This window comes from Apilactobacillus xinyiensis, assembly GCF_019656235.1.
GTDB classification, from domain to species: Bacteria; Bacillota; Bacilli; order Lactobacillales; family Lactobacillaceae; genus Apilactobacillus; species Apilactobacillus xinyiensis.
In genome coordinates this window covers 1-21,488 of sequence record NZ_BPLL01000007.1, presented here as the reverse complement: position 1 = coordinate 21,488, position 21,488 = coordinate 1, and the positions used below count along the sequence as shown (strand labels likewise).

General features: G+C 32.2%; 25 protein-coding genes. 18 read left to right on the top strand and 7 right to left on the bottom strand.

All coding sequences use genetic code 11. The features are described 5' to 3' along the window. Positions 1–106: 106 nt before the first annotated feature. Positions 107–460 (top strand): hypothetical protein, encoded by a 354-nt coding sequence (locus tag K5Q11_RS02580; protein ID WP_220751123.1) that lies wholly within the window; start codon positions 107–109, stop codon positions 458–460. Positions 461–484: 24 nt separating this feature from the next. On the opposite strand, the gene K5Q11_RS02575 is transcribed toward K5Q11_RS02580, so the two are convergent. Beyond that, on the bottom strand, positions 485–658 hold the full coding sequence (locus K5Q11_RS02575) for a hypothetical protein (RefSeq protein WP_220751122.1): 174 nt from the start codon (positions 656–658) through the stop codon (positions 485–487). 62 nt (positions 659–720) lie between these two features. Here K5Q11_RS02575 and K5Q11_RS02570 point away from each other — a divergent pair, with 62 nt between their 5' ends. Next, positions 721–864 carry a hypothetical protein gene (locus tag K5Q11_RS02570; protein WP_220751121.1) on the top strand — a complete coding sequence of 48 codons (144 nt, stop codon included), beginning with the start codon at positions 721–723 and terminating at the stop codon, positions 862–864. Between the two features lie 985 nt (positions 865–1,849). Here the strand turns inward: K5Q11_RS02570 and K5Q11_RS02565 are convergent. Continuing rightward, a complete protein-coding gene (locus tag K5Q11_RS02565) occupies positions 1,850–2,803 on the bottom strand; it encodes a replication initiator protein A (RefSeq protein WP_220751120.1) in 954 nt (317 codons plus the stop codon). Positions 2,804–3,470: 667 nt separating this feature from the next. Here K5Q11_RS02565 and K5Q11_RS02560 point away from each other — a divergent pair. From K5Q11_RS02560 to K5Q11_RS02540, 5 genes are all read left to right on the top strand, one after another. Further along, on the top strand, positions 3,471–4,280 hold the full coding sequence (locus K5Q11_RS02560; RefSeq protein ID WP_220751119.1) for a ParA family protein: 810 nt from the start codon (positions 3,471–3,473) through the stop codon (positions 4,278–4,280). Next, positions 4,273–4,608 (top strand): DUF5388 domain-containing protein, encoded by a 336-nt coding sequence (locus tag K5Q11_RS02555; RefSeq protein ID WP_220728482.1) that lies wholly within the window; start codon positions 4,273–4,275, stop codon positions 4,606–4,608. The genes K5Q11_RS02560 and K5Q11_RS02555 overlap by 8 nt, the downstream gene beginning before the upstream one ends. A gap of 71 nt (positions 4,609–4,679) precedes the next feature. After that, complete coding sequence (locus K5Q11_RS02550) at positions 4,680–4,946, top strand: GNAT family N-acetyltransferase (protein ID WP_220751118.1); 267 nt, start codon at positions 4,680–4,682, stop codon at positions 4,944–4,946. A 250-nt stretch (positions 4,947–5,196) separates the two neighbouring features. Further along, a complete protein-coding gene (locus tag K5Q11_RS02545; protein WP_220728480.1) occupies positions 5,197–6,006 on the top strand; it encodes a ParA family protein in 810 nt (269 codons plus the stop codon). Between the two features lie 12 nt (positions 6,007–6,018). Continuing rightward, a complete protein-coding gene (locus K5Q11_RS02540; RefSeq protein ID WP_220728479.1) occupies positions 6,019–6,378 on the top strand; it encodes an LtrC in 360 nt (119 codons plus the stop codon). Between the two features lie 69 nt (positions 6,379–6,447). On the opposite strand, the gene K5Q11_RS02535 is transcribed toward K5Q11_RS02540, so the two are convergent. Next, the gene (locus K5Q11_RS02535; protein WP_220751117.1) at positions 6,448–7,014 is read right to left on the bottom strand and encodes a cadmium resistance transporter; all 567 of its coding nucleotides are present in this window, start codon (positions 7,012–7,014) and stop codon (positions 6,448–6,450) included. A gap of 233 nt (positions 7,015–7,247) precedes the next feature. After that, the gene (locus K5Q11_RS02530; RefSeq protein ID WP_220751116.1) at positions 7,248–7,712 is read right to left on the bottom strand and encodes a hypothetical protein; all 465 of its coding nucleotides are present in this window, start codon (positions 7,710–7,712) and stop codon (positions 7,248–7,250) included. Positions 7,713–8,202: 490 nt separating this feature from the next. On the opposite strand from K5Q11_RS02530, the gene aroE reads away from it, so the two are divergent. The 8 genes from aroE (at position 8,203) to K5Q11_RS02490 (ending at position 15,976) form a co-directional block, all read left to right on the top strand. After that, a complete protein-coding gene (gene aroE, locus K5Q11_RS02525; protein WP_220751115.1) occupies positions 8,203–9,090 on the top strand; it encodes a shikimate dehydrogenase in 888 nt (295 codons plus the stop codon). 103 nt (positions 9,091–9,193) lie between these two features. After that, positions 9,194–9,841 carry a type I 3-dehydroquinate dehydratase gene (aroD, locus tag K5Q11_RS02520; protein ID WP_308442915.1) on the top strand — a complete coding sequence of 216 codons (648 nt, stop codon included), beginning with the start codon at positions 9,194–9,196 and terminating at the stop codon, positions 9,839–9,841. Positions 9,842–9,861: 20 nt separating this feature from the next. Next, positions 9,862–11,301, top strand: coding sequence for an MFS transporter (locus K5Q11_RS02515; protein ID WP_220751114.1), 1,440 nt, complete (start codon positions 9,862–9,864; stop codon positions 11,299–11,301). A 5-nt stretch (positions 11,302–11,306) separates the two neighbouring features. Beyond that, positions 11,307–12,473, top strand: a complete 1,167-nt coding sequence (aroC, locus tag K5Q11_RS02510; RefSeq protein WP_220751113.1) for a chorismate synthase — start codon at positions 11,307–11,309, stop codon at positions 12,471–12,473. Positions 12,474–12,488: 15 nt separating this feature from the next. Continuing rightward, the gene (aroA, locus tag K5Q11_RS02505) at positions 12,489–13,751 is read left to right on the top strand and encodes a 3-phosphoshikimate 1-carboxyvinyltransferase (RefSeq protein ID WP_220751112.1); all 1,263 of its coding nucleotides are present in this window, start codon (positions 12,489–12,491) and stop codon (positions 13,749–13,751) included. A 4-nt stretch (positions 13,752–13,755) separates the two neighbouring features. After that, positions 13,756–14,604, top strand: a complete 849-nt coding sequence (locus tag K5Q11_RS02500; protein ID WP_220751111.1) for a prephenate dehydrogenase — start codon at positions 13,756–13,758, stop codon at positions 14,602–14,604. Positions 14,605–14,607: 3 nt separating this feature from the next. Next, the gene (locus tag K5Q11_RS02495; protein WP_220751110.1) at positions 14,608–15,117 is read left to right on the top strand and encodes a shikimate kinase; all 510 of its coding nucleotides are present in this window, start codon (positions 14,608–14,610) and stop codon (positions 15,115–15,117) included. A gap of 229 nt (positions 15,118–15,346) precedes the next feature. Further along, entirely contained in the window at positions 15,347–15,976 is a 630-nt protein-coding gene (locus tag K5Q11_RS02490) for a hypothetical protein (protein WP_220751109.1), read from the top strand. Between the two features lie 110 nt (positions 15,977–16,086). Here K5Q11_RS02490 and K5Q11_RS02485 read toward each other — a convergent pair whose 3' ends face one another. The 3 genes from K5Q11_RS02485 to K5Q11_RS02475 all read right to left on the bottom strand — a co-directional run bounded on the left by K5Q11_RS02485 (position 16,087) and on the right by K5Q11_RS02475 (position 17,780). Continuing rightward, a complete protein-coding gene (locus K5Q11_RS02485) occupies positions 16,087–16,470 on the bottom strand; it encodes a cytidine deaminase family protein (RefSeq protein ID WP_220751108.1) in 384 nt (127 codons plus the stop codon). An 83-nt stretch (positions 16,471–16,553) separates the two neighbouring features. Further along, positions 16,554–17,153: a hypothetical protein gene (locus tag K5Q11_RS02480; RefSeq protein WP_220751107.1), complete on the bottom strand. Its 600-nt coding sequence runs from the start codon at positions 17,151–17,153 to the stop codon at positions 16,554–16,556. Between the two features lie 90 nt (positions 17,154–17,243). Continuing rightward, positions 17,244–17,780, bottom strand: a complete 537-nt coding sequence (locus K5Q11_RS02475) for a GNAT family N-acetyltransferase (protein ID WP_220751106.1) — start codon at positions 17,778–17,780, stop codon at positions 17,244–17,246. Between the two features lie 135 nt (positions 17,781–17,915). Between K5Q11_RS02475 and K5Q11_RS02470 the strand changes: the two genes are divergently transcribed. The 3 genes from K5Q11_RS02470 to K5Q11_RS02460 all read left to right on the top strand — a co-directional run bounded on the left by K5Q11_RS02470 (position 17,916) and on the right by K5Q11_RS02460 (position 21,393). Further along, complete coding sequence (locus K5Q11_RS02470) at positions 17,916–19,301, top strand: MFS transporter (protein WP_220751105.1); 1,386 nt, start codon at positions 17,916–17,918, stop codon at positions 19,299–19,301. A 109-nt stretch (positions 19,302–19,410) separates the two neighbouring features. Continuing rightward, positions 19,411–20,082 carry a YoaK family protein gene (locus tag K5Q11_RS02465; RefSeq protein WP_220751104.1) on the top strand — a complete coding sequence of 224 codons (672 nt, stop codon included), beginning with the start codon at positions 19,411–19,413 and terminating at the stop codon, positions 20,080–20,082. A gap of 141 nt (positions 20,083–20,223) precedes the next feature. Continuing rightward, positions 20,224–21,393, top strand: coding sequence for an aminotransferase class I/II-fold pyridoxal phosphate-dependent enzyme (locus K5Q11_RS02460; RefSeq protein WP_220751103.1), 1,170 nt, complete (start codon positions 20,224–20,226; stop codon positions 21,391–21,393). Positions 21,394–21,488 lie beyond the last annotated feature (95 nt).

Below are 21,488 nucleotides of genomic sequence, written 5' to 3'. Positions count from 1 at the left end.
TTTGGTTTATTAAGTTATTTTTTAATTTTTTAGTACTATAAGTATAATCTATGATAAATAGAATTTTGATTTAATAATAATTGAACATAAAAAGGATCGGATATATATGAAAAAGAAGATTGTGATTATAATAATTGTGTTAATAACAACAGCAATACTATTTCTTATTATTAAAAATCCCGATACAGAAAACGTATTTATAGATACAAAATTTAATCAGATAAAAAATAAAGACCAACAGTTAAAGAAAGTATGTAAGAACAATAATTTATTTAATTATATTAGAAAAAATAGTAAAGACAGTCTAAGCAACATAACTGATAATCAAGGTGGAGGAAATGTTTTGTATTATGTTGCTTCTTTGAATAAGAGAGAAATTGGCATTTATGGAATAAGAGAAAAAAATAATAATATTAGAATAACTAGGATAACTGACTATAGTAAAGACCAATCTAAGTAAATATTATTTAGCATAAATTCCCATTTAGCTTTTTTTATTTTGATCTAATGACACTCCCATAGAAATTTCCAGAGCTAAGCCTGTAGATAAAAAAATCATTTCATTTGTACAAATATAAATAATGTAACCCACTATCAGACCTAGAATCAATCCAATACTTAAGCCACTATGTCCAGTATCGCCCTTCTTTCCCAACATTCTTTCGCTCCTCAATTAATTTAGATAGTTCTTCAATATCTTCATTAGTTACCAACTTACGAATGAAGATATTGACAAGTGATCGTTTGTTTAAATATTGCCTGCTTAAACGCTCCACTAGCCGTAATTTTGTTAAAAAGCAGGCTACAAAAGACGATTTTGAAGAGCTAAAAGAAATAATCAAGATTATAGAAAAAGAAATATAAAAATAAAATTTAAAAACTATAATACTATTTATTCAACTTATCAGTATATATTCAGAAATAATATTTAAAGCGCGTTATAATATTTTAAATTGATAAAAATACAGTCTGGAGATGTATACTATTTTATTGATGATTACTTATGCTTTAATATTAACTTTTATTCTAGCTTTATTCAAAAGTATACTTAGACCCATATATATAACTTTATTTATAGTTATATTGGTTATACTAACTGCTTTAGTAACTGCTTTAATATACTCGTGAATAAAAACCTTCCTCTTATTTTTAATTAAGAGGAAGATTTTTATTATTCCCTCCACCATAGTCTAATAGACAAATTAGTATGAGAACATATGCTGTCAAATGAAGAACAATTAACAGGATGACTACTTCTTAATCCGTGGCACTTCTTGTTTCAATTCATTTAGCATCCATACTCAATCTGATGGTATTCAAAATCACTATTAATAAAGTTTCTTGCAGCTTTAAATGGGTGTGACCAGTAATAATGAGATGTATTGTTTGGTCCGTTGAAATCGTTACATTGAACATGAACTCCAGCATTATAGTGATGTCCGTTCTCCTGTCCTGGATAATATGTGAAAATATTAAAAGGGCTAGTATTCCCATTAGAAATTTCTATGTCTCTCTTAGTTTGTTATTTAAGTTTCCATGTATTGAAGCGTCAGCTTTTACGTTTTGAATTTTATTTGAAGTAAGATTTATTTCTCCTATATAAGCTCCTAATTTGCTTTTATACACAATAGTTGTATTATTGCTGTCCACCTTTACACTATATGAATCATTTTGTGTTTTCGTATTATATACAGATGATGAAACCGTAGCAACACTAATATCTAGATTTTCGTTAAATAGTAGATATTATTATCAATATGATAACTACACCTATCTTCATCTATTGAGACGTTTTTTAACCATTTCCAGTCAGTAGAATCTAATGAGTCCTTTAATTTTTTATCTAATTTTACATATCCGCAAGCATAGATTCTAACTTAGCTTTCTTACTCATATCAACACTTTCATCCTCTTTAAACTCATATCCATCTTGTGCCCATTCTGGCAATTCTTCATGGATGTGTTTTTTACCATCATTGAACTTAGTAGCTTTAACAGTTGGTTTAACTACTACTGGTTTAGTTTCCAATCCAAAAGCAACCGTAAAGTAAGCCTTCAAAGCATTGGTTACATACCCTGCATAGTTACTTTGTGGTAGTTTAACCGCATAGGAAAAGATATGATCTAGCTGTTGTGCTAGTCCATTGATGATATTTTGATTACTTTCAAATTGAGCGACTGGTTGTTTCACTAAACGGTTAGCTTTGGCAACGCTATTTCTAGCGTTTAAAATTAGACGGACTACCTGCTTACATTTTTCCACGTTGTTCTTACAGAACTTTTGAATAGCTTGAATGCTGGTGAAAGTTAAGCCAACTTTTTGTTTGGTAGCTTTAGCCCACTGTTGTACACGATCCACGACAGGTGTTGTTTGTACATCATTGCCTGTATTAACTGTATTACTATGTAGATTTTGATTTATTTTTTGATTAAAGTTTACTTTTTGGGATTCTGCAGGTTTATTATCTAAACTTGCAGAAGTATCAACTATTTCTGTTTCCATCAATGCTGGAGCAATGAAAATACGCGTAGCTCGATTAAAGCTTCTTTTTTTAACAATCAAACTTAAATACTCTAATTTTTTAAGAATTTTAACGACTGTATTTTTACCTACATTCAAGATGTCCATAAGTTCCTTAACCGGATATACTACATAGTATGCCTGTTTTTGACTATCATAAAAACTTCGACGTTGCATTGATGATTTCATGCGATCCAAGATTAAAGATAATGTTATTTTTTCGTCTGAGTTAAGATCTTTATTCTTTAAGATGTTAACGTTTAGCTGTACAAATTGATTCATATTTCTATCTCCCCTATTTATAGATAGAAAAAAGGCAACAAGATTTCGACTTGCTGCCTTCAAAATATTATGTAATATATTGAAAAATCTCTTATTATCTACTATAATGGTAGTTGAATAGTTAGTAACAGATGTCACTAACATTAACTAAATAGTAAATGATAAGAGCGTAAGGCGAGCAAGTAGTATGGTACTTGTAAGCTGATTAATAATTATTACCAGTAATTATTAATCAACGCTCTTTTTTCTTTGCTATGTATTTTATTTTTTAAGCGTTGGGCCAAATTGGTTCAGCGCTTTTTGTTTATGCATTAATCCTATTACTTAATTTCGGCAAAGTCAATACGTTTTGGCAAGCGGCACTACAGCACTACAGCACTACATAGTGCCAGCACTACAGCACTACAGCACTACATAGTGCCAGCACTACAGCACTACTTTTTTTGATTTTTAATCCTTTTAAATCAACGTTTCTAGCACCACCTAAGTTTATTTTATTAGCACTACAGCACTACAGCACTACATAGTGCCAGCACTACAGCACTATGGCACTACAGCACTATGGCACTACAGCACTATGGCACTACAGCACTACAAAAAATAATTTTTTATTGTTATAATATTAACTAAAGATATTAGTGATTTTATTAAAAAAGGGGTTAATTTTATGACTCAAGTTATTACTTTTGGAAATTTTAAGGGTGGCGTAGGAAAAACATCCAATGCTACATTAGTTGGTTATGAATTAAGTAAAATGAATAAAAAAGTTTTAATTGCTGATTTGGATCCGCAAGGAAATGCTACGAATATTTTATTAAATACTAAAGCCAACATTGACGGCAAAGTTAGTCACGTTGATAATTCTTTAATGGTGTCAATTGAAAATGAAGATTTATCTCAATCGTTAGTAAATATTAAAGATAATTTAGATTTATTAGCATCAGCACCGGATTTTTCATTATTTCCTCGATACATGGAAAAATACACAGATTATAATGAACGAGTACGTGCTTTTAATGAACTGTTAGTAAAAATAAAGAGTAACTACGATTATGTAATTATTGATACCCCCCCTACTATTTCATTAATTACTGATTCAGCTTTATATGCGAGTGATTATTGTTTAGTAATCATGCAAACACATGAGCATTCATTTGAAGGTGCTAAAGCCTACATTGAATATATTCAAACGCAAGTTATCGATACATATAAAGCTCCACGTCTAGATGTAATTGGAATTTTAGCAGTATTGATGCAAGCGTCAGCTCCAGTGGATGAAGTAGCGATGCAAGCTGCTTTTGATGAATTTGGCGATAGCAATATTTTCTCTACCAAAATTCATTACATGCAACGTATCAAACGTTTTGGATTAACTGGAATTACTAGTGATACGATGTTTGATCGTCGAGTATTTGCTATCTATGATAAGGTAGTGAAAGAATTAATCGAAAGAATTGGAGTGATGGAAAATGAGTAGTTTAGTAAGGTCTAATCGCGACATTAAACCTAAAAATCAAGCTAGTATCAATGATTTTAATAAAAAAGCTGATGCTAAAAAAGATAAGAATAATCCTAAAAATAAGAATGTTACTTCAGTTACTTTTAATACGAACTTGAAGATTAACAACCATATTCGCAATAAGTTACAAGCCATTGCTTTAACTGGTTTAGCAGAAAATCAAAAAGATGCAATTGAAATTGCACTGGCAGCGTATTTAGAAAGTTTAACTAAAAATGAACGTGAAGCAATCAACCTACAAGCTAATACCTTAGAAGCACGTGATGTAAGTAAAAAGAATAAATAAAAAGCTTAGAAATTTATTTCTAAGCTTTTTTCTTCTATAATATAGCTACTTAAATTGTGGAGGGATTAATCATGGACTTTACTTACGAACCAGGAACCTTTTATAAGAAAATAGATAATCAACTAGTGGCCGAAGTTACTTTTACAGTAGATGATGGAATTGTTTCAATTAATCATACTTTAGTAAATGATGCTTATCGTGGTCAAGGGATTGCCAAACAATTAATGTTAAAGGTTGTGCAGTACGCACAGGATAATCATTTTAAAATATTACCAGTGTGTTCATACGCAATTAAATTTTTTGAACATACTGATAAATACAATGACTTACTTAAATAATTATGAAGGGCATTTTAATTAATGTCCTTTTATTATGCTAATTTGAATACTAAATATGCATAATCTACAAATAAACAAAGTATAGAAAAGGTACTAAATATACAATGTATACATTGTATATTTAACCATCGTTATTTTAAGGCATTTTATAAGTTTGTATACAAAATAAACATTTTATATCGTATACACTTGATAGAGTTTACAAATAAGCATATCATATAGGTATAAATACAAATGGAGTGTGATCGCATTGGGAAAAACATATGTAGTCGGAAATTTTAAAGGTGGCGTAGGTAAGACTAAAACGGTTACCATGCTATCTTATATTTCAGCGGTTAGAAAAAATCGTAAAACTTTAGTAATTGATTTAGATCCCCAAGGAAATGCTACCAGTGTGTTAGCTAAAACTGGAAATCTAACTAGCATTGATAAAACGATTACTAACGGATTTATCGAAGGTAACTTAGAGAATCAAATTACCCCTATTTTGCCCAATCTGGATTTAATTGCCGCTAATACTCAATTTAAAGATTTACCAAAAATATTAATGAAGAAATTCCCTGATGATAACACAAAACAAATTAGTTATTTAAGAACTTTAATTGAACCCCTTAAAGCTAAATATGATGCCATTTATTTGGATGTTCCACCTACCATTAGTGACTTTTCTGATAATGCCATGGTGTCAGCTGATTACTGTATCATTATTTTGCAAACGCAAGAACTTAGTTTAGATGGTGCCAAAACATACATTAACTACATGCAATATTTAATTGACAATTATGATATTAATATTGATATTCTGGGTATTTTACCTTGTATGTTACGTCCTGGTGGCCGTGTTGATGAAAAAATATTAGATGATGCTCGTGATATGTATGGCGATAATGTGTTACATACGATTGTAAAGCATCAAGAACGTTTGAAAGCATATGATTCTGAAGGTATTACGCTCAATACGACTTATACCGGTCAACCTGATCAATGGGATAAACGTGCCCATGACTTGTTTGACGATGTTTTAACTGAGCTAGATGCCCATGAACAACAATTAAATTAAGAGGTAGTTTGTATGACTGAAGAAAATAATAAATTGCAACCGATTTTAAAACATAAATCTAAGTTAAAAGAAAAACAAGTTAACATTTCTGGAAATAATGACTTTGGGAGTATTAGTGATGTGTTGGCTGATGATAGCAATAATAATGCAAATGCTAAGTCTAAAAAAACACCTATCAATACTACTCAACGAGTTAGTAACGAAACTGTTGAAAAATTAAAACTATTATATTTCTTTTTCCCCAAAGAAACTGGTCATGTCCACACTTCATTTAATGATATTTTAAATGATCTAATGGATGACTATATTAATAATAAATTAACCGATCGTCAGCGTGATATGTTTAATCAAATGTTGAATAATATTCAATAATTGTATATAAAGTGTTGGAAAATGTTTTGCAAAAAAGGAATCAAAATTTTTAATTTTGATTCCTTTTTTTTAATGAATAAAATGACTAATCAACCCAGTATCAATCATTACGAAAATACCAATAGCGATGTAGATTAAGCGAGTTAATGTTTCACCGCAAGTGTTAAATACTTTCTTTATGATGGGCAGTTTACCGAAAAAGTATGCGATTGAAATACTAATAAAGGTAAGGATAACGAAGTAAATTGCTGTTATAAATACAGCATGAGTTTGCATAGTAGCTAACACTGGTAAATATGCTGCAATGTTGTCCGCTCCACAACTTACTACATACATTAACATGACCGATAAAATACCAATTTTAGATTTAGCATGCATTTCTTCATCGGCATCACCTTCTCCTTTAATACCAAAAAAGATGGGAACTAATCCTAAAAAACCAATCGACCAGTCTGGCACAATGGATTGAATAAATTGACCGGCCAAAGCACTAACCATTAAGATTATTAACATGCCAAGTTCATAACCAAGCAAAGTATCTTTAAATTTATATTTTTGTAGTAAAACGAGTAATACTATAAAAAAGTCTAAATTTACACCGACAAAAAGGGTAGTAACTAGCGCAAAGTTAGGCATAGTGATTTAACCTCCTTAAGTTGTTATGTAAATTATAACATATGTGTTTAAGCTCATATATAAAAAGCACCTTATTAATTTAAATATTAATAAAGTGTTTTTGAGTTTTAATATAAAGTATACTTGGTAAATTATGTATACATTAATATACTTATAAGTTTAGAAAATGCTATTAAATCAACAATTATACTTTGTATACATGTATACAAAGTATAAAATGTGTATTAAATATACTATTTCATCACTCTCAATAAGCTAACAAAATCAAAGGCAGCGTAATTAGAAACGTCCATAAATTCTAATAGTTTGCTGTTATCAAAAAATTTAACGTTGATCAATTCAGACTGAATAGTTTTTTTACTTTTTACAGAACTAGCTTTACTAATTAACCACTTAAATAGTAAACGTGGATTTTCAATAATATTTTTATTAAAACTATCAACGCTATTAAAATCTAAATAGGCTTGTGTAATTGCTAGTTTTAAATTTTGATAAATGTCATTGGTTTCGTGATAGTTACCATTATCTATACAAATTTCAGTTGGTTGACCATTTTCATTTTCGGTAAAAAACTCAGCCGTCATCATATGATTATCTAATTTGAAAACCGGCACATATTTATATTTGGTATCTAAGGTTGCACTAACGTAATTTAACGCTTTTTGAATATATTGCATTTGAGCTAAATTCATTATCATGTTGATTCCTCCTGTAATAGCTATTCACATTATAACGATAATTGTAAAAAGAATTACAATAATTTGTTTGTACATATAAATTAAATTTATTTTTAATTTAAAAAGCTGATGTATCAATGTTTTGAAGATTTTAAAAAGATATAATTAAAATAAAATTAGAAAAAGTGTTGATTTTTAATATTATTCATGTTTTAATGATTACAACTTAAACGAAAGGGAGCACGTAATTATGAATAATCAATTTATTAAATTAAATCAATATTATGGCTATTATTACTTATAAGGTACGATCGTATTAATGATGCGAGCGTACACATGCGTTCGCATCTAAGTAATAAAGTCATTTTTGATTTAATTAACTAGATGTGAAATTCATCTAGTTAATTGATTATTAATAAGCGGGTTCTTTTTGACGGAACTTAAATATTATTAACGACCAGCTAGGTGATTTATCATCTAGCTGGTTTTTTGTTTAGAAAGGAATTTTTATATGAATAATTTTATCGATGGACACACAATTTTAATTGGTTTAATGGCTTACCCAATTCGCCACTCAATGTCACCTACTATGCACAATGCTGCTTTTCAAAAACTTAACTTAAACTTTGTTTATCTAGCATTTGATGTTGATGCTCCGCAATTGGCAGATGGTGTAAAGGCAATTCGAACCTTAGAAATGCGTGGCTCAAACGTTTCAATGCCTAATAAACAAAAGATTATTCAATACTTAGATAAATTAGACATTACATCTGAATTAAACCAAGCGGTTAACACCGTAGTAAATGATAACGGAGTATTAACTGGTTACACTACCGATGGCGTTGGCTTTATCAACGACTTAAAGAAAAAAGGACATTCCGTTAAAGATCAAACCGTTTTAGTCACTGGTGCTGGTGGCGCTGGAACACCAATTGCCATTCAATCAGCTTTGGAAGGTGCTAAAGAAATCCTCATCTTTAATCAACACGATGAACACTGGAATAATGCACAACGCAACGCCGAAGTTATTAATCAAAAAACAGCCAGCCAAGCTAAAGTTTTTGATTTATCAGATACTGACGCTTTCAAAACAGCCTTACAAACTTGTGACATTTATTGTGATGCGACTGGCGTTGGTATGGGTAAGCTAGCGGATATGAGTTTAGTCGAAGATCCTAGCTGGTTTAAACCAGACATGGTAGTTTTTGATACCGTATATGCTCCTAGAACTACTAAATTAATGCAAGTTGCTCAACAAGCAGGCGTTAAATTTGTTTATAACGGTTTAGGTATGATGGTTGAACAAGGTGCCGCTGCTTTTAAACTTTGGACTGGCCAAGACATGCCAATTGAATTCGTTAAACAACAACTTTTAGCAAAGGATGCACAAGATGACTAACCCAATTAAAATCAAACAAATTTCGATAGGAACTGATTTACCTAAAATAGCAGTGCCCATTACCGGCGCTGATGCAGAAACCGTTTTGTTACAAGCTAACTAAATTAAATGTTTAAAGCCAGATTTAATAGAGTGGCGAATTGACTGTCTTACAACAATGCCATCATTATCTGATTTACTGCAAATATTAAATGAGCTAACTACACTAGTTGATCCAATTCCGATTATATGTACTTTTCGCACGATGCAAGAAGGTGGTCAGCAACCGTTATCAGAAACACAGTATTTAGAACTATTAAATGGTTTAGCTGCAGATGATAATGTTGCCATTTTAGATGTAGAAATTAATCACAACATTGTAGCTTTACAACAAGTTGTGCATAAACTACACGACCATCAAGCTATTGCATTGAGTAGTTTTCATAGCTTTGAAACTACCCCAGAACAGGTATTTATGCAAAACACTTTAAAACGAATGCAACGAATTGATGCTGATATTTTTAAATTAGCTGTAATGCCAAACACCAAAATGGACGTTATAAAATTAATGGAATTTACGCAAGTTGCATCTATTAGATATTCTAATCCAATCGTTACTATGTCGATGGGTAAATTAGGACAGTTAAGTCGAATAGCTGGTATAGTTACCAACTCGGCAATTACATTTGCTAGCATGGATAAACAAAGTGCTTCAGCACCCGGACAAATGCATATTGAACAGTTAAAAAACATTTTTAAAGTAATTAAATAAGTTAAAAGGATGTGATATTTATGGATAAAATGCAAAATCGTTTAAAAATAGGGTTGTTTATGAATTACCTAGTGCATGGCTTTGCCTTGATTATTTTAACGCAAAACCTATTAGCTTTATCGGCTAATTGGCACAGCAGTTTAGCAACCGCATCATTTGTTTTATCAGGAATTGGAATTGGGCGATTGATTGCCTACCTAATTATGGGCATGATTTCAGATAAATTTGGTCGAAAAACAACTTTGCTGATTGGAATGCTTAGCTACTTAATCTTCTTTATAGCCACACCGTTTAATCATCAAATCGGTTTAGCCTACTTACTATCAATCGTAGCAGGAATTTCGAATTCAGCCTTAGATTCAGCAACTTACCCATTATTCACTGAATTTAATGCTAAAAGTAGTTCTAACAATATTTTACTAAAGGCTTTCATATCTATTGGTGAATTTATCTTACCGTTAATGGTTATTTTCTTAAAAGATAATCAAATGTGGTTTGGATTTTCATTCATGTTACCAGCAATTATTTTAGGCTTGAACATTTTAAACCTAATGACCGTTAAGTTTCCTAAAGCTAATAAACAACAAAACACCAATGAAACATCTAAATTAAAACTTAGTGGCATAGGCAAGGTTATGGCTACTGGAGCGTTATTAACTTACGGATACACTTCCATGGCGGTAATGATTTGGTTCACCCAATGGATTACTATTTTTGCTAATAGTGTTGGCTTTAATGATTGGACCGCACACTTTTTATTATCACTTTACAGCATTGGATCTATAACTGGAGTAATTAGTAGTTTTATCATTATGAAAAAGTTCAATGTACGTAATCATTGGTTCCTAGGTATGAACATGTTAGCAACTTTAGCAATTGCGACGATTGCATTTAGCCATATTTCAACTGTTTCATTAATTGCCGTATTCCTATTTGGTTTTAGTGCCTCAGGTGGTGCAATGCAAATTGCTTTGACTATTTTACTCAGTATCTTTCCTAAACATAAGGGCTTATTTACTGGAGTTTACTTCATTTTTGGTAGTTTAGCCTCATTTACAGTTCCAATTATTAGTGGATTTTTAACTAAATTCGGTTCAGCTCATATTTTAAATGCTGATATTTTAGTGGCTATCGTAGGTTTAATTTCCGCAATTATTATTTTTGAAACTGTTCCACAAACAACTTCATTAGATCAACCACGCCAACAAATTAATCAAATTGATGCACAAATTGCTAAATTATTAGAAAAACGTTTTCAAGTGGTAGAAGAAGTATACCAAATTAAACAAACGCAACAGTTAGCTACTAAAGATGAAAATCGTGAACATTTGGTTTTACAGCGCATTAAGGATTTAACTCGTAGTCCACATTTGAAACAGTACAATCAAAACATTTTCCAAAATATTATGGATAATTCTAAACAATACCAAGAACTATTAAAAACGAATGGTAAGGAGTAGATAAAATGAATTTTTTAACTGCAGGAGAATCACACGGACCAGAACTGAGCGGAATTTTGACGGATGTTCCGGCTGGAATGAAGTTAGATATTGATGAAATTAATGATGCTTTAGCACAACGTCAAGGTGGTTACGGTCGTGGTAATCGCCAAAAAATTGAACATGATGAAGTCATTATTACAGGTGGCGTGAGACATCAAAAAACGTTAGGTTCACCAATTGCCTTAACGATTAAAAATCGCGACCATGTACACTGGGCTGCTATTATGAGTCCCACCGAACCAGAAAACGCGCAAAATACATTACGCCAAGTCACACGCCCACGTCCGGGACACGCCGATTTAGTAGGTGGTATGAAATATGGTCACCGTGATTTAAGAAATGTTTTAGAACGTTCTTCAGCACGTGAGACAGCCATGCGAGTAGCTATCGGAAATATTTGTAAGCAACTATTAGAACAGCTAGATATTTCATTAGTTGGATATGTAGAGGCAATTGGTGGGGTACAGGCAGATTTAAATAAGCCTACTGATGTTAAAACCATTAGTACTGCAATCGTCAAAAACGATTTGCGAATCGTTGATAATGATCAAGTTGAAAAAATTCATGAACTAATTGATACCACTAAGCGTAATGGAGACACTTTAGGTGGTGTGATTCGTGTCGTTGCCAATAATGTACCTGCCGGTTTAGGTAGTTACGTGAGTTGGGATACTAAGCTAGATGCTAAATTAGCAGCAGCGGTAATGGGAGTAAATGCCATGAAAGGAGTAGAAATTGGCGATGGCTTTAAAGATGCACAAAACCCTGGTAGTAAAGTCATGGATGAAATTAACTGGCAACAATCCGCTGGCTTTAGTAGAGATTCAGATCATTTAGGTGGTTTTGAAGGAGGCATGACGAATGGTATGCCTGTAATTGTAAAAGCGGCTATGAAGCCAATTCCAACTTTGTACAAAGCCCTACAAAGTGCTGACATCAATACTAAAGAAGTTAAAAAAGCCAATGTAGAACGTTCAGATACTACGGCCATTGTACCTGCTGCCATTGTGATTGAAAGTGTGGTGGCTATCGAGTTAGCTAAGGTTATTACCGATACTTTTGATGGCAGTAACATGGCACGTTTAAAACAACAATTAGCAAATTACCGTGATGAATTAAAAACATTTTAGTGGAGGGAGCCATTTATGATGACAGGAGTTAACGGCACATTGTTAGTGCCAGGTGATAAAAGCATTTCACATCGTAGCATTATTTTAGGTGCAATGTGTCAAGGGCAAACTACTATAGATAATTTTTTAGATTCAGCGGACTGTAATACGACCATTGAAGCCTTTAAAGCGATGGGCGTAGCTATTCAAAAAAATGCTCAGCAGGTCATAATTAATAGTACTGGTAAATTAAAAGCACCTGCTAAGCCCTTGAACATGGGTAATTCTGGAACGACGACCCGTTTAATGATGGGATTATTATCGGAACAGCCCTTTGATACGCAGCTAGTGGGAGATGCGTCACTATCGAAAAGACCAATGCTTAGAGTGGCACAACCTTTACAACAAATGGGCGCAAAAATTAATACCAGTGTAAACGGGACTTTACCAGTTAAAATTACTGGACAACAATTACATGGCATGGAATACACCATGCCAGTAGCAAGTGCACAAGTTAAAAGTGCCATTATGTTAGCGGCTTTAAACTCCACCGGTGACACTGCAATTACGGAACCCACTCCATCGCGTGATCATACTGAACGTATGCTTAAAATGTTCAGTCCGGATAGCATTGAAAAACATGCACAAGTAATTCAAATTAAGCCTAATTGTAAAATGATTCCCCAACATTTAACTATTCCGGGAGATATTTCTTCCGCAGCTTTTTGGATCGTAGCAGCTACCATCTTACCTAATTCGCACATTACCCTTAAAAAGGTGGGAATTAATCCTACTCGAATGGGTTTAGTTAACGTTATGAAACGCATGGGAGCTGATATTTCAATTATTAATCAATCTAATACAGCTGAACCCATTGCTGACATAGTAGTTAAGTCGGCATCATTACAACCGGTAGCATTAGATGCAAAAGAAGTGCCAGCTTTAATTGATGAAGCACCATTGTTAGCATTGCTAGCAGCTCGAGCTAATGGAGTTAGCAAGTTACAACATTTATCAGAATTACGTTTTAAAGAATCAGATCGTATTAGAGTAATCGTACAAGAATTTCAAAAAATGGGCATTTCAATTAAAGAATTATCAGATGGATTTGAAATAGATGGTAGTAAAGCATGGCGGTTACAAAGTAATCAACTTGATAGTCATCAAGACCATCGAATCGCCATGACGCTTAAAATTGCTAGTCAATTTTTTGATACCGAAATTGGCATTAAAGATGCGGATTGTGTCAATATTTCATACCCAACATTCTTTAATGATTTAAAACAGTTAAGGAGTTGATGGGATGCAAGTATTTATAAATGGATTAGGTTTGATTGGTGGTTCCATAGCTAAAATTATGCAGCAGAGTACGGTTAATACAACCATTACTGGTTTTGATGTTAATGCTCAAAATGTAGATATTTTACATCAAGCAGGCGTTATCACACCGGTGGAAAGTTTTGCACAAGGCGCGCAAAATGCTGATGTTATCGTATTAGCCGCTTCAGTTAACGTTATTAAGCAGAATTTAGTGACGTTAGCCACTTTACCACTTCGTTCAAATGTATTAGTTACCGATGTAGGTAGCAGTAAAGTTAGTATTATGCAAACAGTTAAAGAATTGAAAAATTTAAACTTTAACTTTTTAGGTGGTCATCCAATGGCTGGTTCTCACTTAAGTGGTAGTGAATATAGCAAAGTAGACTTGTTTCAACATCATCAATATTTTTTAGTAAACGAAAATGCAACTGATGATCAAGTGAACCGATTTAAGCAGTTAATGCAACCAGCAATGGTTAATTTTCAAAGTTTAAAAGCTAATCAACATGATGAGTTAGTGAGTTTAGTGAGCCATTTACCCCATGCTTTGGTGTTCAATATGATGAACAGTATTAATAATTTAGCTAAGGCTGAAGCAGTGGATTTGAGTTTAGCTGGCGGTGGTTTGTTTGACACAACTAGAATTGCCATGGGGAATCCACAAATGTGGACTGATATCCTTTTAAATAATTCTACAAAATTAGTTAATCAAATTAGTACATACCAAAAGTCACTAGAACATTTTAAACAAGCAATCGAAAATCAAGATGCTACACAATTAATGCAAGAAATTAAGCAAGCAAATCTAGCACGACGTCGAATGGAGGAATAGATAATGCAAGTGATTTTAATTGGATTCATGGGAAGTGGGAAAAGTTCTACATCTGCTAGTTTAGCTAAAAAAATGCAATGTCCTGTATATGATTTAGATGCAGTCATTGAAGAACGGATACAAATGCCGATAGCGAAATATTTTAAGCAACATGGAGAAGCAGCATTTAGAAAAGTAGAATGTGATACATTAGCTGAAACCATGCAGTTAGATGGTATTTTGTCTACCGGTGGCGGAACCCCACTTAGTCCCAGTAGTTTTGATTTGATTAAGCACAGTGACTGTAAAACAATATACTTAGATGCAAGTAATGACACAATTGAAACCCGTATTAAAAAAGATAAACATAATAACCGTCCATTAGTTGAAAAGCTAGGCTTTGATGGATTAATGAATTTAAAGTTGCAACGACATCCGACTTATCAAGCATTAGCTGATTACACAATAAAAGTCGATGACTTATCAGTAACAGAAGTCGTTAATAAAATTATTGAAATTATCAAAGAGAAATAACCGTTCAAAAGTGAAAGCTTGGACGGTTGTTTTGTATACTTAGTATTCTTAATCTACAATGTATACAAAGTAGATTAAGGGTATTAAGCATATTTTTATTGAATTAATATATTTAATATCTAATTATTACATATTTAAGACTTATATCTGTATTATTTACTTAATTATTCTATACTATTATTTGATAGCTTATATAACTATTAATTTACTAAAAAGAGGTAGTTGCTTTATGCTTAGATTTAGTAAGTTTAGAGGATTAATTATTTTGTCTATGTTTGCTTTATTTTTTACATGTTGTACGTTTAAAGTAAACGCTGATGTAAAAGATGCAAATAATGTACATTCTAAAAGTTTTACTAAGCATTTTAATAGATTTAACAAATTGGCCAGCAAACTTTTAAAACAGGGATATGTTTATTGTATTGATAAGAAAGCCTTTTTTGGTAAAAATACTTATCCTGTGATTTCTTATAGTGATAGGGATAAAAAAATCGTAGTTGATAAAAAAATTAGGTTTAAGATTAAACACATTTGGTCTTATAAAAATGGCATTTCAGTTAATGTAGTATCTAAGAATAAAAAATATTACTCGTTGGTAAATTTTCCAACGGGGATATATGATGTTTACTCTAGAGACAAAAAATTGGCACCAATAGTTACGTTTGCCAACAAAATTTTTTACAAAAAAGTAAAAAATAATCACTATAACTTAGAAAAATTAAATAGTATGGCTAATAATGTAAAGTCTGATAAAAAACGAAAATTGGCTAAACAGTTTGTTAAACAGTTCGATTATTTCCTATTAGCTAAAGGCGACTTAAATACAGTTCCCTATTTCTTTATCGGTAATTTAAATTAGATAACCTACAAATAAATACAAACCTGCTGTATATGTTAATTAAATACAGTAGGCTTTTTTGTATATTATGCATTCTAAATCTACAATGTATACAAAGTCGATTAAGTATATCAATTCCAATAATGAGGCATTAAGCAGTTTAATTTGTAAGTGATTAAGGGGTTTAAACTAACCAAAATTTCCACTTCGTTATGTTGACGAAGCTGCATCATTAGTTCCCGACATACCCCACATGGCGGAATAATTTGGCCGTTCTTTACAGCAACAACTTTATCAAAACTGCTTTCACCATTAGTTAACATAGTCCCTAAAGCATTTCTTTCGGCACACATACCAATCGAACAGGCTGTATCGATTGAAATGCCAGTATATAGGTTATTCTTTTTAGTATGAACACATGCGGACACACTACCAGCATAGACACTTGTAGAAACTTCGCGTGCAATATTGCATTTTACAGCTTTGTCATACATATTTTGCCAAATGTTTTCCATATTTTAACCTCACAGCTTAATTTTTCAACCACTACCAGTATGTAATAAAAAAGCAGATAGCTTAACTATCTGCTGAATAATATCTATTTCAAATTATTTTTAGCATTGCGTAGATATTTTTTGAAAGTGTAAAAATCATCTTTTTTAGGAATGAAGTAGTTATGTAGATTCTTTTGAGCATAACCTACCAAGGCACCGATGGCCAATAAAGCAATTACTAAAATCAAAGTTAGCAATGGACGTGATGTAATTAAATTAATAAAACCGGCACCAATGATAATTCCAATAATAAGTGCAAATAATTGTGCCATGCCTGAAATATTACTGCCATCGTCAGCTACAGATTGATTTAATTCATTCGCTTCGTTGATCAAATCGTCAATGTCATTCGCATTGAAGGCTTTAGCTTGCATATAACTATTGAAATCATTAGGTGTTACATACAAATCTTCATTGCTATAGCTTTCGTATTTATCATTAAGTTCCGTATTATCTTTATCAGCCTTAATGAAAAATTCATAGCATTGCAAAAAGCGATTGCTTAAACGATTATACTTATCTTCACTAATGAAACGTTTACCAATTTTTTGGGTATTAACTAGATACATTTTAGTGAAGGGAATTTTCATTCCTTCTTCAGTAATTTTACGTGAAAAAATATTTTTGTCTTTTTCGTTACTCATGATTGAACACGCTCCTTTAATAGATTTAGACACCTTCTATTATAGTATAAAAGAGCAATGATATTAATATATCAGTTTATATAATCGTTTTTAAACGTGTTTCTTAAACCAATCTTTACTTAAAATACCATATTTTACAGAATCCCAGTATTTTCCATCCCAATATCGAACCTGAGGAATTCGAGCTTCTTGATGTAAACCAACTTTTTCTGCTAGTTTCATCATACTTATATTTCCAGACCATGTAGTTAATCCAATATGTGGTAAATCAGTTAGCTTAAATAATTCATTTATCCATTGTGATAAAGCAATTTTACCAATTCCTTGGTGCCAAAATTTTTCATCATATATACAAATGCCTACGTCTAACCAACGTTTTAATTTTCCATCTTCATAATACGCTGATACGGAACCGATAATTTGATTATTGAAATAAATAGCTTTAAAAAAAGGATTGTCTAAATGCTTTTGTGCAGTTTCACCAGTGATGTAATACTCTTTACGAGGTAACTTGTCCTTAAAATATGGTCCATTAAATTTAGTCCATTTAGCATTAACGTCTGAAAAAGCAATATTCCAAAAACTTTCCAATTCATCATGATGTAGTTCTTTTAATAATAATTTCAATTGTTTACCTCATTTCTTAATGATGATTTTTTAATTTAATCCTTGCATTATATTTTTCATTTCTATATAATCTACAACTGCTCATTGTTTTAAATTGAGTAAATTTTATAGGAGACGAAATATAATGCTTATTTAATGAAAAATAAAGTATCAAGTAGTACGTTGCTAGCCATATTGGCTGTTGGAGTTATGACATTCAGTGGGGTAACTGTTGAAACCTCTATGAACATAACATTTCCTACTTTAATGTCGGAGTTTAACATTGGTTTGGGAGTTGTTCAATGGATAACAACCATTTATTTATTGGTATTATCCAGTGTTATTCCTATCTCTAAATTTCTAAAAAGTAGATTTAAAACTCAGCATTTGTTTATAATTGCTAATTTGCTGTTTTTAATTGGTTTGCTTTTAGATGCTTTCTCACCATCTTTTTATATCTTGTTGTTAGGAAGAGTCATTCAAGGAATTGGAACAGGAATAGCATTACCATTAATGTTCAACATAATTTTAGAGAATGTACCTAAAGAAAAGTTAGGTCTTATGATGGGGATAGGCTCTTTAATTACGGCAGCTGCTTCTGCCATAGGACCAGCTTTTGGAGGAGCAATTGTTACAGCATTAGGCTGGCGATATATATTTGTTATATTAATGCCGGTGTTGTTAATATCATTGTTAATCGGAATGTTTTCGATTCCTAAATTAATACAACATGATTTAGAAAATTCACGATTTGACTTAAGAAGTTTCATATTAATTATTTTAACTTTTGCAGGTTTAATCGTTGGTATTAGCAATATTAGTGCATACCCTATAATTAGCTATATGATTTATTTACCAATAATAATTGGAGTAATTGCTTTGATTTTATTTGTTAAAATTCAAAATAGTTCAGAAAATCCAATTTTAAATGTAAGCATCCTAAAAAATATATCTTATGCTAAATATGTAATTGCATTCTTTATTAATCAGTTAATTATTTTAGGGTTAGCGTTTATCGTTCCAAACTATGTACAAATTATTAATAAGAGCAATTCTAGTGTTGCCGGATTCATATTGTTGCCAGGAGCCATTTTAGGTGCAATAATTTCCCCAATTTCTGGTATCTTATTAGATCGATTTGGAGCTAAGAAACCAATCCTATCAGGAATTACACTAATGATAATTCCATTATTGCTGATTACTGTTTTTTCAGTTAACTTAAGCAACTATTGGTTCTTAATTGCATATACATTCATAATGATTGGTGTTGGTATGTCATATGGTAACATTATGACGCAAGGTTTATCGTATTTAAAACCTAGTTTATCAGCAGATGGAAATGCAATTTTAACCACCGTACAACAATTTGCTGGAGCTATTGGGACTGCCATTGTATCTACTATAGTAACTAAAGTAGGTCAATTGAATGTTTCAGATAACGGAACCTTTGGATATACCTTTGCTTTAGCATTTTTAATGGCCTTAAGTTTAATTCAATTTGCAATTATTTATTCTACTAAAAACAAAAAAATTAATTCATAATAAACTAAAAGCACTTAGAGTATAGTTCTAAGTGCTTTTTAATGTTCAAAATTTTTTCAAAACTTTGTTATAATATCTGTATAATTAATCCACAGAAAGAAGCGAAATTATGAAAGATAGTCAGTATCCGATTCATGAGCGGCTACCGTTTGCTAGTTTATTAACCATGGCGGCAGGATCATTAGATGCATATTCGTATTTAGCACATGGGCAAGTTTTTGCTGGTTTGCAAACAGGAAATCTAATTTTATTTGGTATTCATTTAGGGCGACTAGAATTTGCCAATGCCTTTCACTATGTATTATCGATTTTGGCTTTCTTTGTGGGAACCATTTTAATTCGCATCTTGCAGTATCGATTTGCTGACATGCCCACACCAGTATATCGTCAACGCTGGATTTTAACCGGAGCGATTATCTTTTTAATGATTGGGTGGGTCGCTAGTTATGTGGCGCCTAGTATTGTCGTGATTATGTTTTTATCAATGGCTGCCGCTGCGGAGCTACAAGAGTTTCGTAAATTAAAAGGAGCCGCATTTACACCGTTAATGATGACTGGAAACTTACGCAAGTTAGCAGAAGCCTCTTTTGATTCAATCTTTTATAAAAAAGTATTAGCTTATCAACGGGTTAAAGATACTACGATTATTTTAATAAGTTTTGCAGTTGGGGCATTGTTATCTGGCCTAGCGGTGTTATGGTTACATGTGAATGCAATTGTGTTGCCAATCTTAATCTTAATTAGTTCCATCGTAGTATTAAACCACGGATATAATAATTAATACGAACTCCTAAGTTTATCGAATAACTTAGGGGTTTTATTTTGCCATTTGACATATTCTCCGACTAATATTAAAATATCATTAAAATTTAATTATAAATTCATTGAGAATTTATATTGAACGATATGGAGTGGATGTATAATGACAAAGTTAATTGATCAGATTAATAATAATCTTAAAAACGCAAAAGAAAATTCAATTTTGCAATTTAATAAAGAAATTTCACAGATAGAAGATTTAATTCCGTTGACCTTAGGTGAACCCGATTTTAATACTCCTGATCATATTAAGGCAGCCGCTATTGCTGCCATCAATAACAACGAAAGTCATTATAGCAATCCACGTGGAATCATGCCCCTTAGACAAGCGGTTGGTAAGTTTTTAGCTGATAAATACGATTTACATTATGATGCCGAAACACAAATTATCACCACCGCTGGAGTAACGGAGGGAATTTACGATACGCTAGCTACGATTTTAAACCCTGGTGACAATGTAATTATTCCATCACCAACTTTCCCAATGTACCAAGATGATGTCGCTATTAATGGTGCAAATGCTGTAGCGGTGGATACTTCTGCAGACGGATTTATTTTAACCCCGGATAAATTAGAAGCAACGTTGACTGCTTTAGATGGTAAAGCTAAGGCGGTAATTATTAACACCCCAGGCAATCCCACTGGAGTAGCGTACACCGCTGAACAATTAGAAGCTTTAGCTAAGGTTATCGAGCAACATAATTTATTCTGTATTAGTGATGAAATTTACAGTGAATTAACTTACGATCAAAAGCATGTTTCCATTGCTAAATTCATCCCAGAAAACACCATCTTACTAAATGGAATGTCCAAGTCGCATGCCATGACTGGTTGGCGAGTAGGTTTTATCTTGGGACCGGCTGATTTAATTGATCGAATTAACGTAGTGCATCAATTTGCTGTGACCTGTGTTACCGACAACGCCCAATTTGCCGCTTTAGAAGGACTACAAAATGGGCCTGATGATGGCTTGAAAATGAAAGAGAAATACATCGTCCGTCGTGATATTTTACGTGATGGATTACAAGCGGCCGGTTTTGAAAGCCCACAACCAGGTGGAGCCTTCTACATTTTCGCTAAAATTCCTGCTCAATTTAATCAAGATGATTTCGAATTTGCTCGTGAATTAGCTTTTAAAGCTAAAGTTGGAGTTATTCCAGGAAGTAGTTTTGGTAAAGGTGGCGAAGGTTACATCCGTTTAAGCTATGCTGCTAGTAAAGAAAATATTGAACATGTTGTGGAACGCATTAAAGCGTTTGTCGCTAATAACTAAAAAAAGATATAGCTGAAGATGTACCGCCTTAAAAAAGTTAGACATAATATCTAATTTTTTAAGGCGGTTTTTTTATGTCAAAATATTCAACTAAA

Coding starts and splice junctions, on each gene's coding strand:
- K5Q11_RS02460 (WP_220751103.1), top strand. CDS start 20,224: ATGACAAAGTTAATTGATCAGATTAATAATAATCTTAAAAACGCAAAA.
- K5Q11_RS02480 (WP_220751107.1), bottom strand. CDS start 17,153: ATGAGTAACGAAAAAGACAAAAATATTTTTTCACGTAAAATTACTGAA.
- K5Q11_RS02530 (WP_220751116.1), bottom strand. CDS start 7,712: ATGATAATGAATTTAGCTCAAATGCAATATATTCAAAAAGCGTTAAAT.
- K5Q11_RS02465 (WP_220751104.1), top strand. CDS start 19,411: ATGAAAGATAGTCAGTATCCGATTCATGAGCGGCTACCGTTTGCTAGT.
- K5Q11_RS02540 (WP_220728479.1), top strand. CDS start 6,019: ATGACTGAAGAAAATAATAAATTGCAACCGATTTTAAAACATAAATCT.
- K5Q11_RS02565 (WP_220751120.1), bottom strand. CDS start 2,803: ATGAATCAATTTGTACAGCTAAACGTTAACATCTTAAAGAATAAAGAT.
- K5Q11_RS02500 (WP_220751111.1), top strand. CDS start 13,756: ATGCAAGTATTTATAAATGGATTAGGTTTGATTGGTGGTTCCATAGCT.
- aroC (WP_220751113.1), top strand. CDS start 11,307: ATGAATTTTTTAACTGCAGGAGAATCACACGGACCAGAACTGAGCGGA.
- K5Q11_RS02515 (WP_220751114.1), top strand. CDS start 9,862: ATGGATAAAATGCAAAATCGTTTAAAAATAGGGTTGTTTATGAATTAC.
- K5Q11_RS02470 (WP_220751105.1), top strand. CDS start 17,916: ATGAAAAATAAAGTATCAAGTAGTACGTTGCTAGCCATATTGGCTGTT.
- K5Q11_RS02555 (WP_220728482.1), top strand. CDS start 4,273: ATGAGTAGTTTAGTAAGGTCTAATCGCGACATTAAACCTAAAAATCAA.
- K5Q11_RS02485 (WP_220751108.1), bottom strand. CDS start 16,470: ATGGAAAACATTTGGCAAAATATGTATGACAAAGCTGTAAAATGCAAT.
- K5Q11_RS02495 (WP_220751110.1), top strand. CDS start 14,608: ATGCAAGTGATTTTAATTGGATTCATGGGAAGTGGGAAAAGTTCTACA.
- aroE (WP_220751115.1), top strand. CDS start 8,203: ATGAATAATTTTATCGATGGACACACAATTTTAATTGGTTTAATGGCT.
- aroA (WP_220751112.1), top strand. CDS start 12,489: ATGATGACAGGAGTTAACGGCACATTGTTAGTGCCAGGTGATAAAAGC.
- K5Q11_RS02560 (WP_220751119.1), top strand. CDS start 3,471: ATGACTCAAGTTATTACTTTTGGAAATTTTAAGGGTGGCGTAGGAAAA.
- K5Q11_RS02490 (WP_220751109.1), top strand. CDS start 15,347: ATGCTTAGATTTAGTAAGTTTAGAGGATTAATTATTTTGTCTATGTTT.
- K5Q11_RS02550 (WP_220751118.1), top strand. CDS start 4,680: ATGGACTTTACTTACGAACCAGGAACCTTTTATAAGAAAATAGATAAT.
- K5Q11_RS02535 (WP_220751117.1), bottom strand. CDS start 7,014: ATGCCTAACTTTGCGCTAGTTACTACCCTTTTTGTCGGTGTAAATTTA.
- K5Q11_RS02570 (WP_220751121.1), top strand. CDS start 721: ATGAAGATATTGACAAGTGATCGTTTGTTTAAATATTGCCTGCTTAAA.
- K5Q11_RS02575 (WP_220751122.1), bottom strand. CDS start 658: ATGTTGGGAAAGAAGGGCGATACTGGACATAGTGGCTTAAGTATTGGA.
- K5Q11_RS02580 (WP_220751123.1), top strand. CDS start 107: ATGAAAAAGAAGATTGTGATTATAATAATTGTGTTAATAACAACAGCA.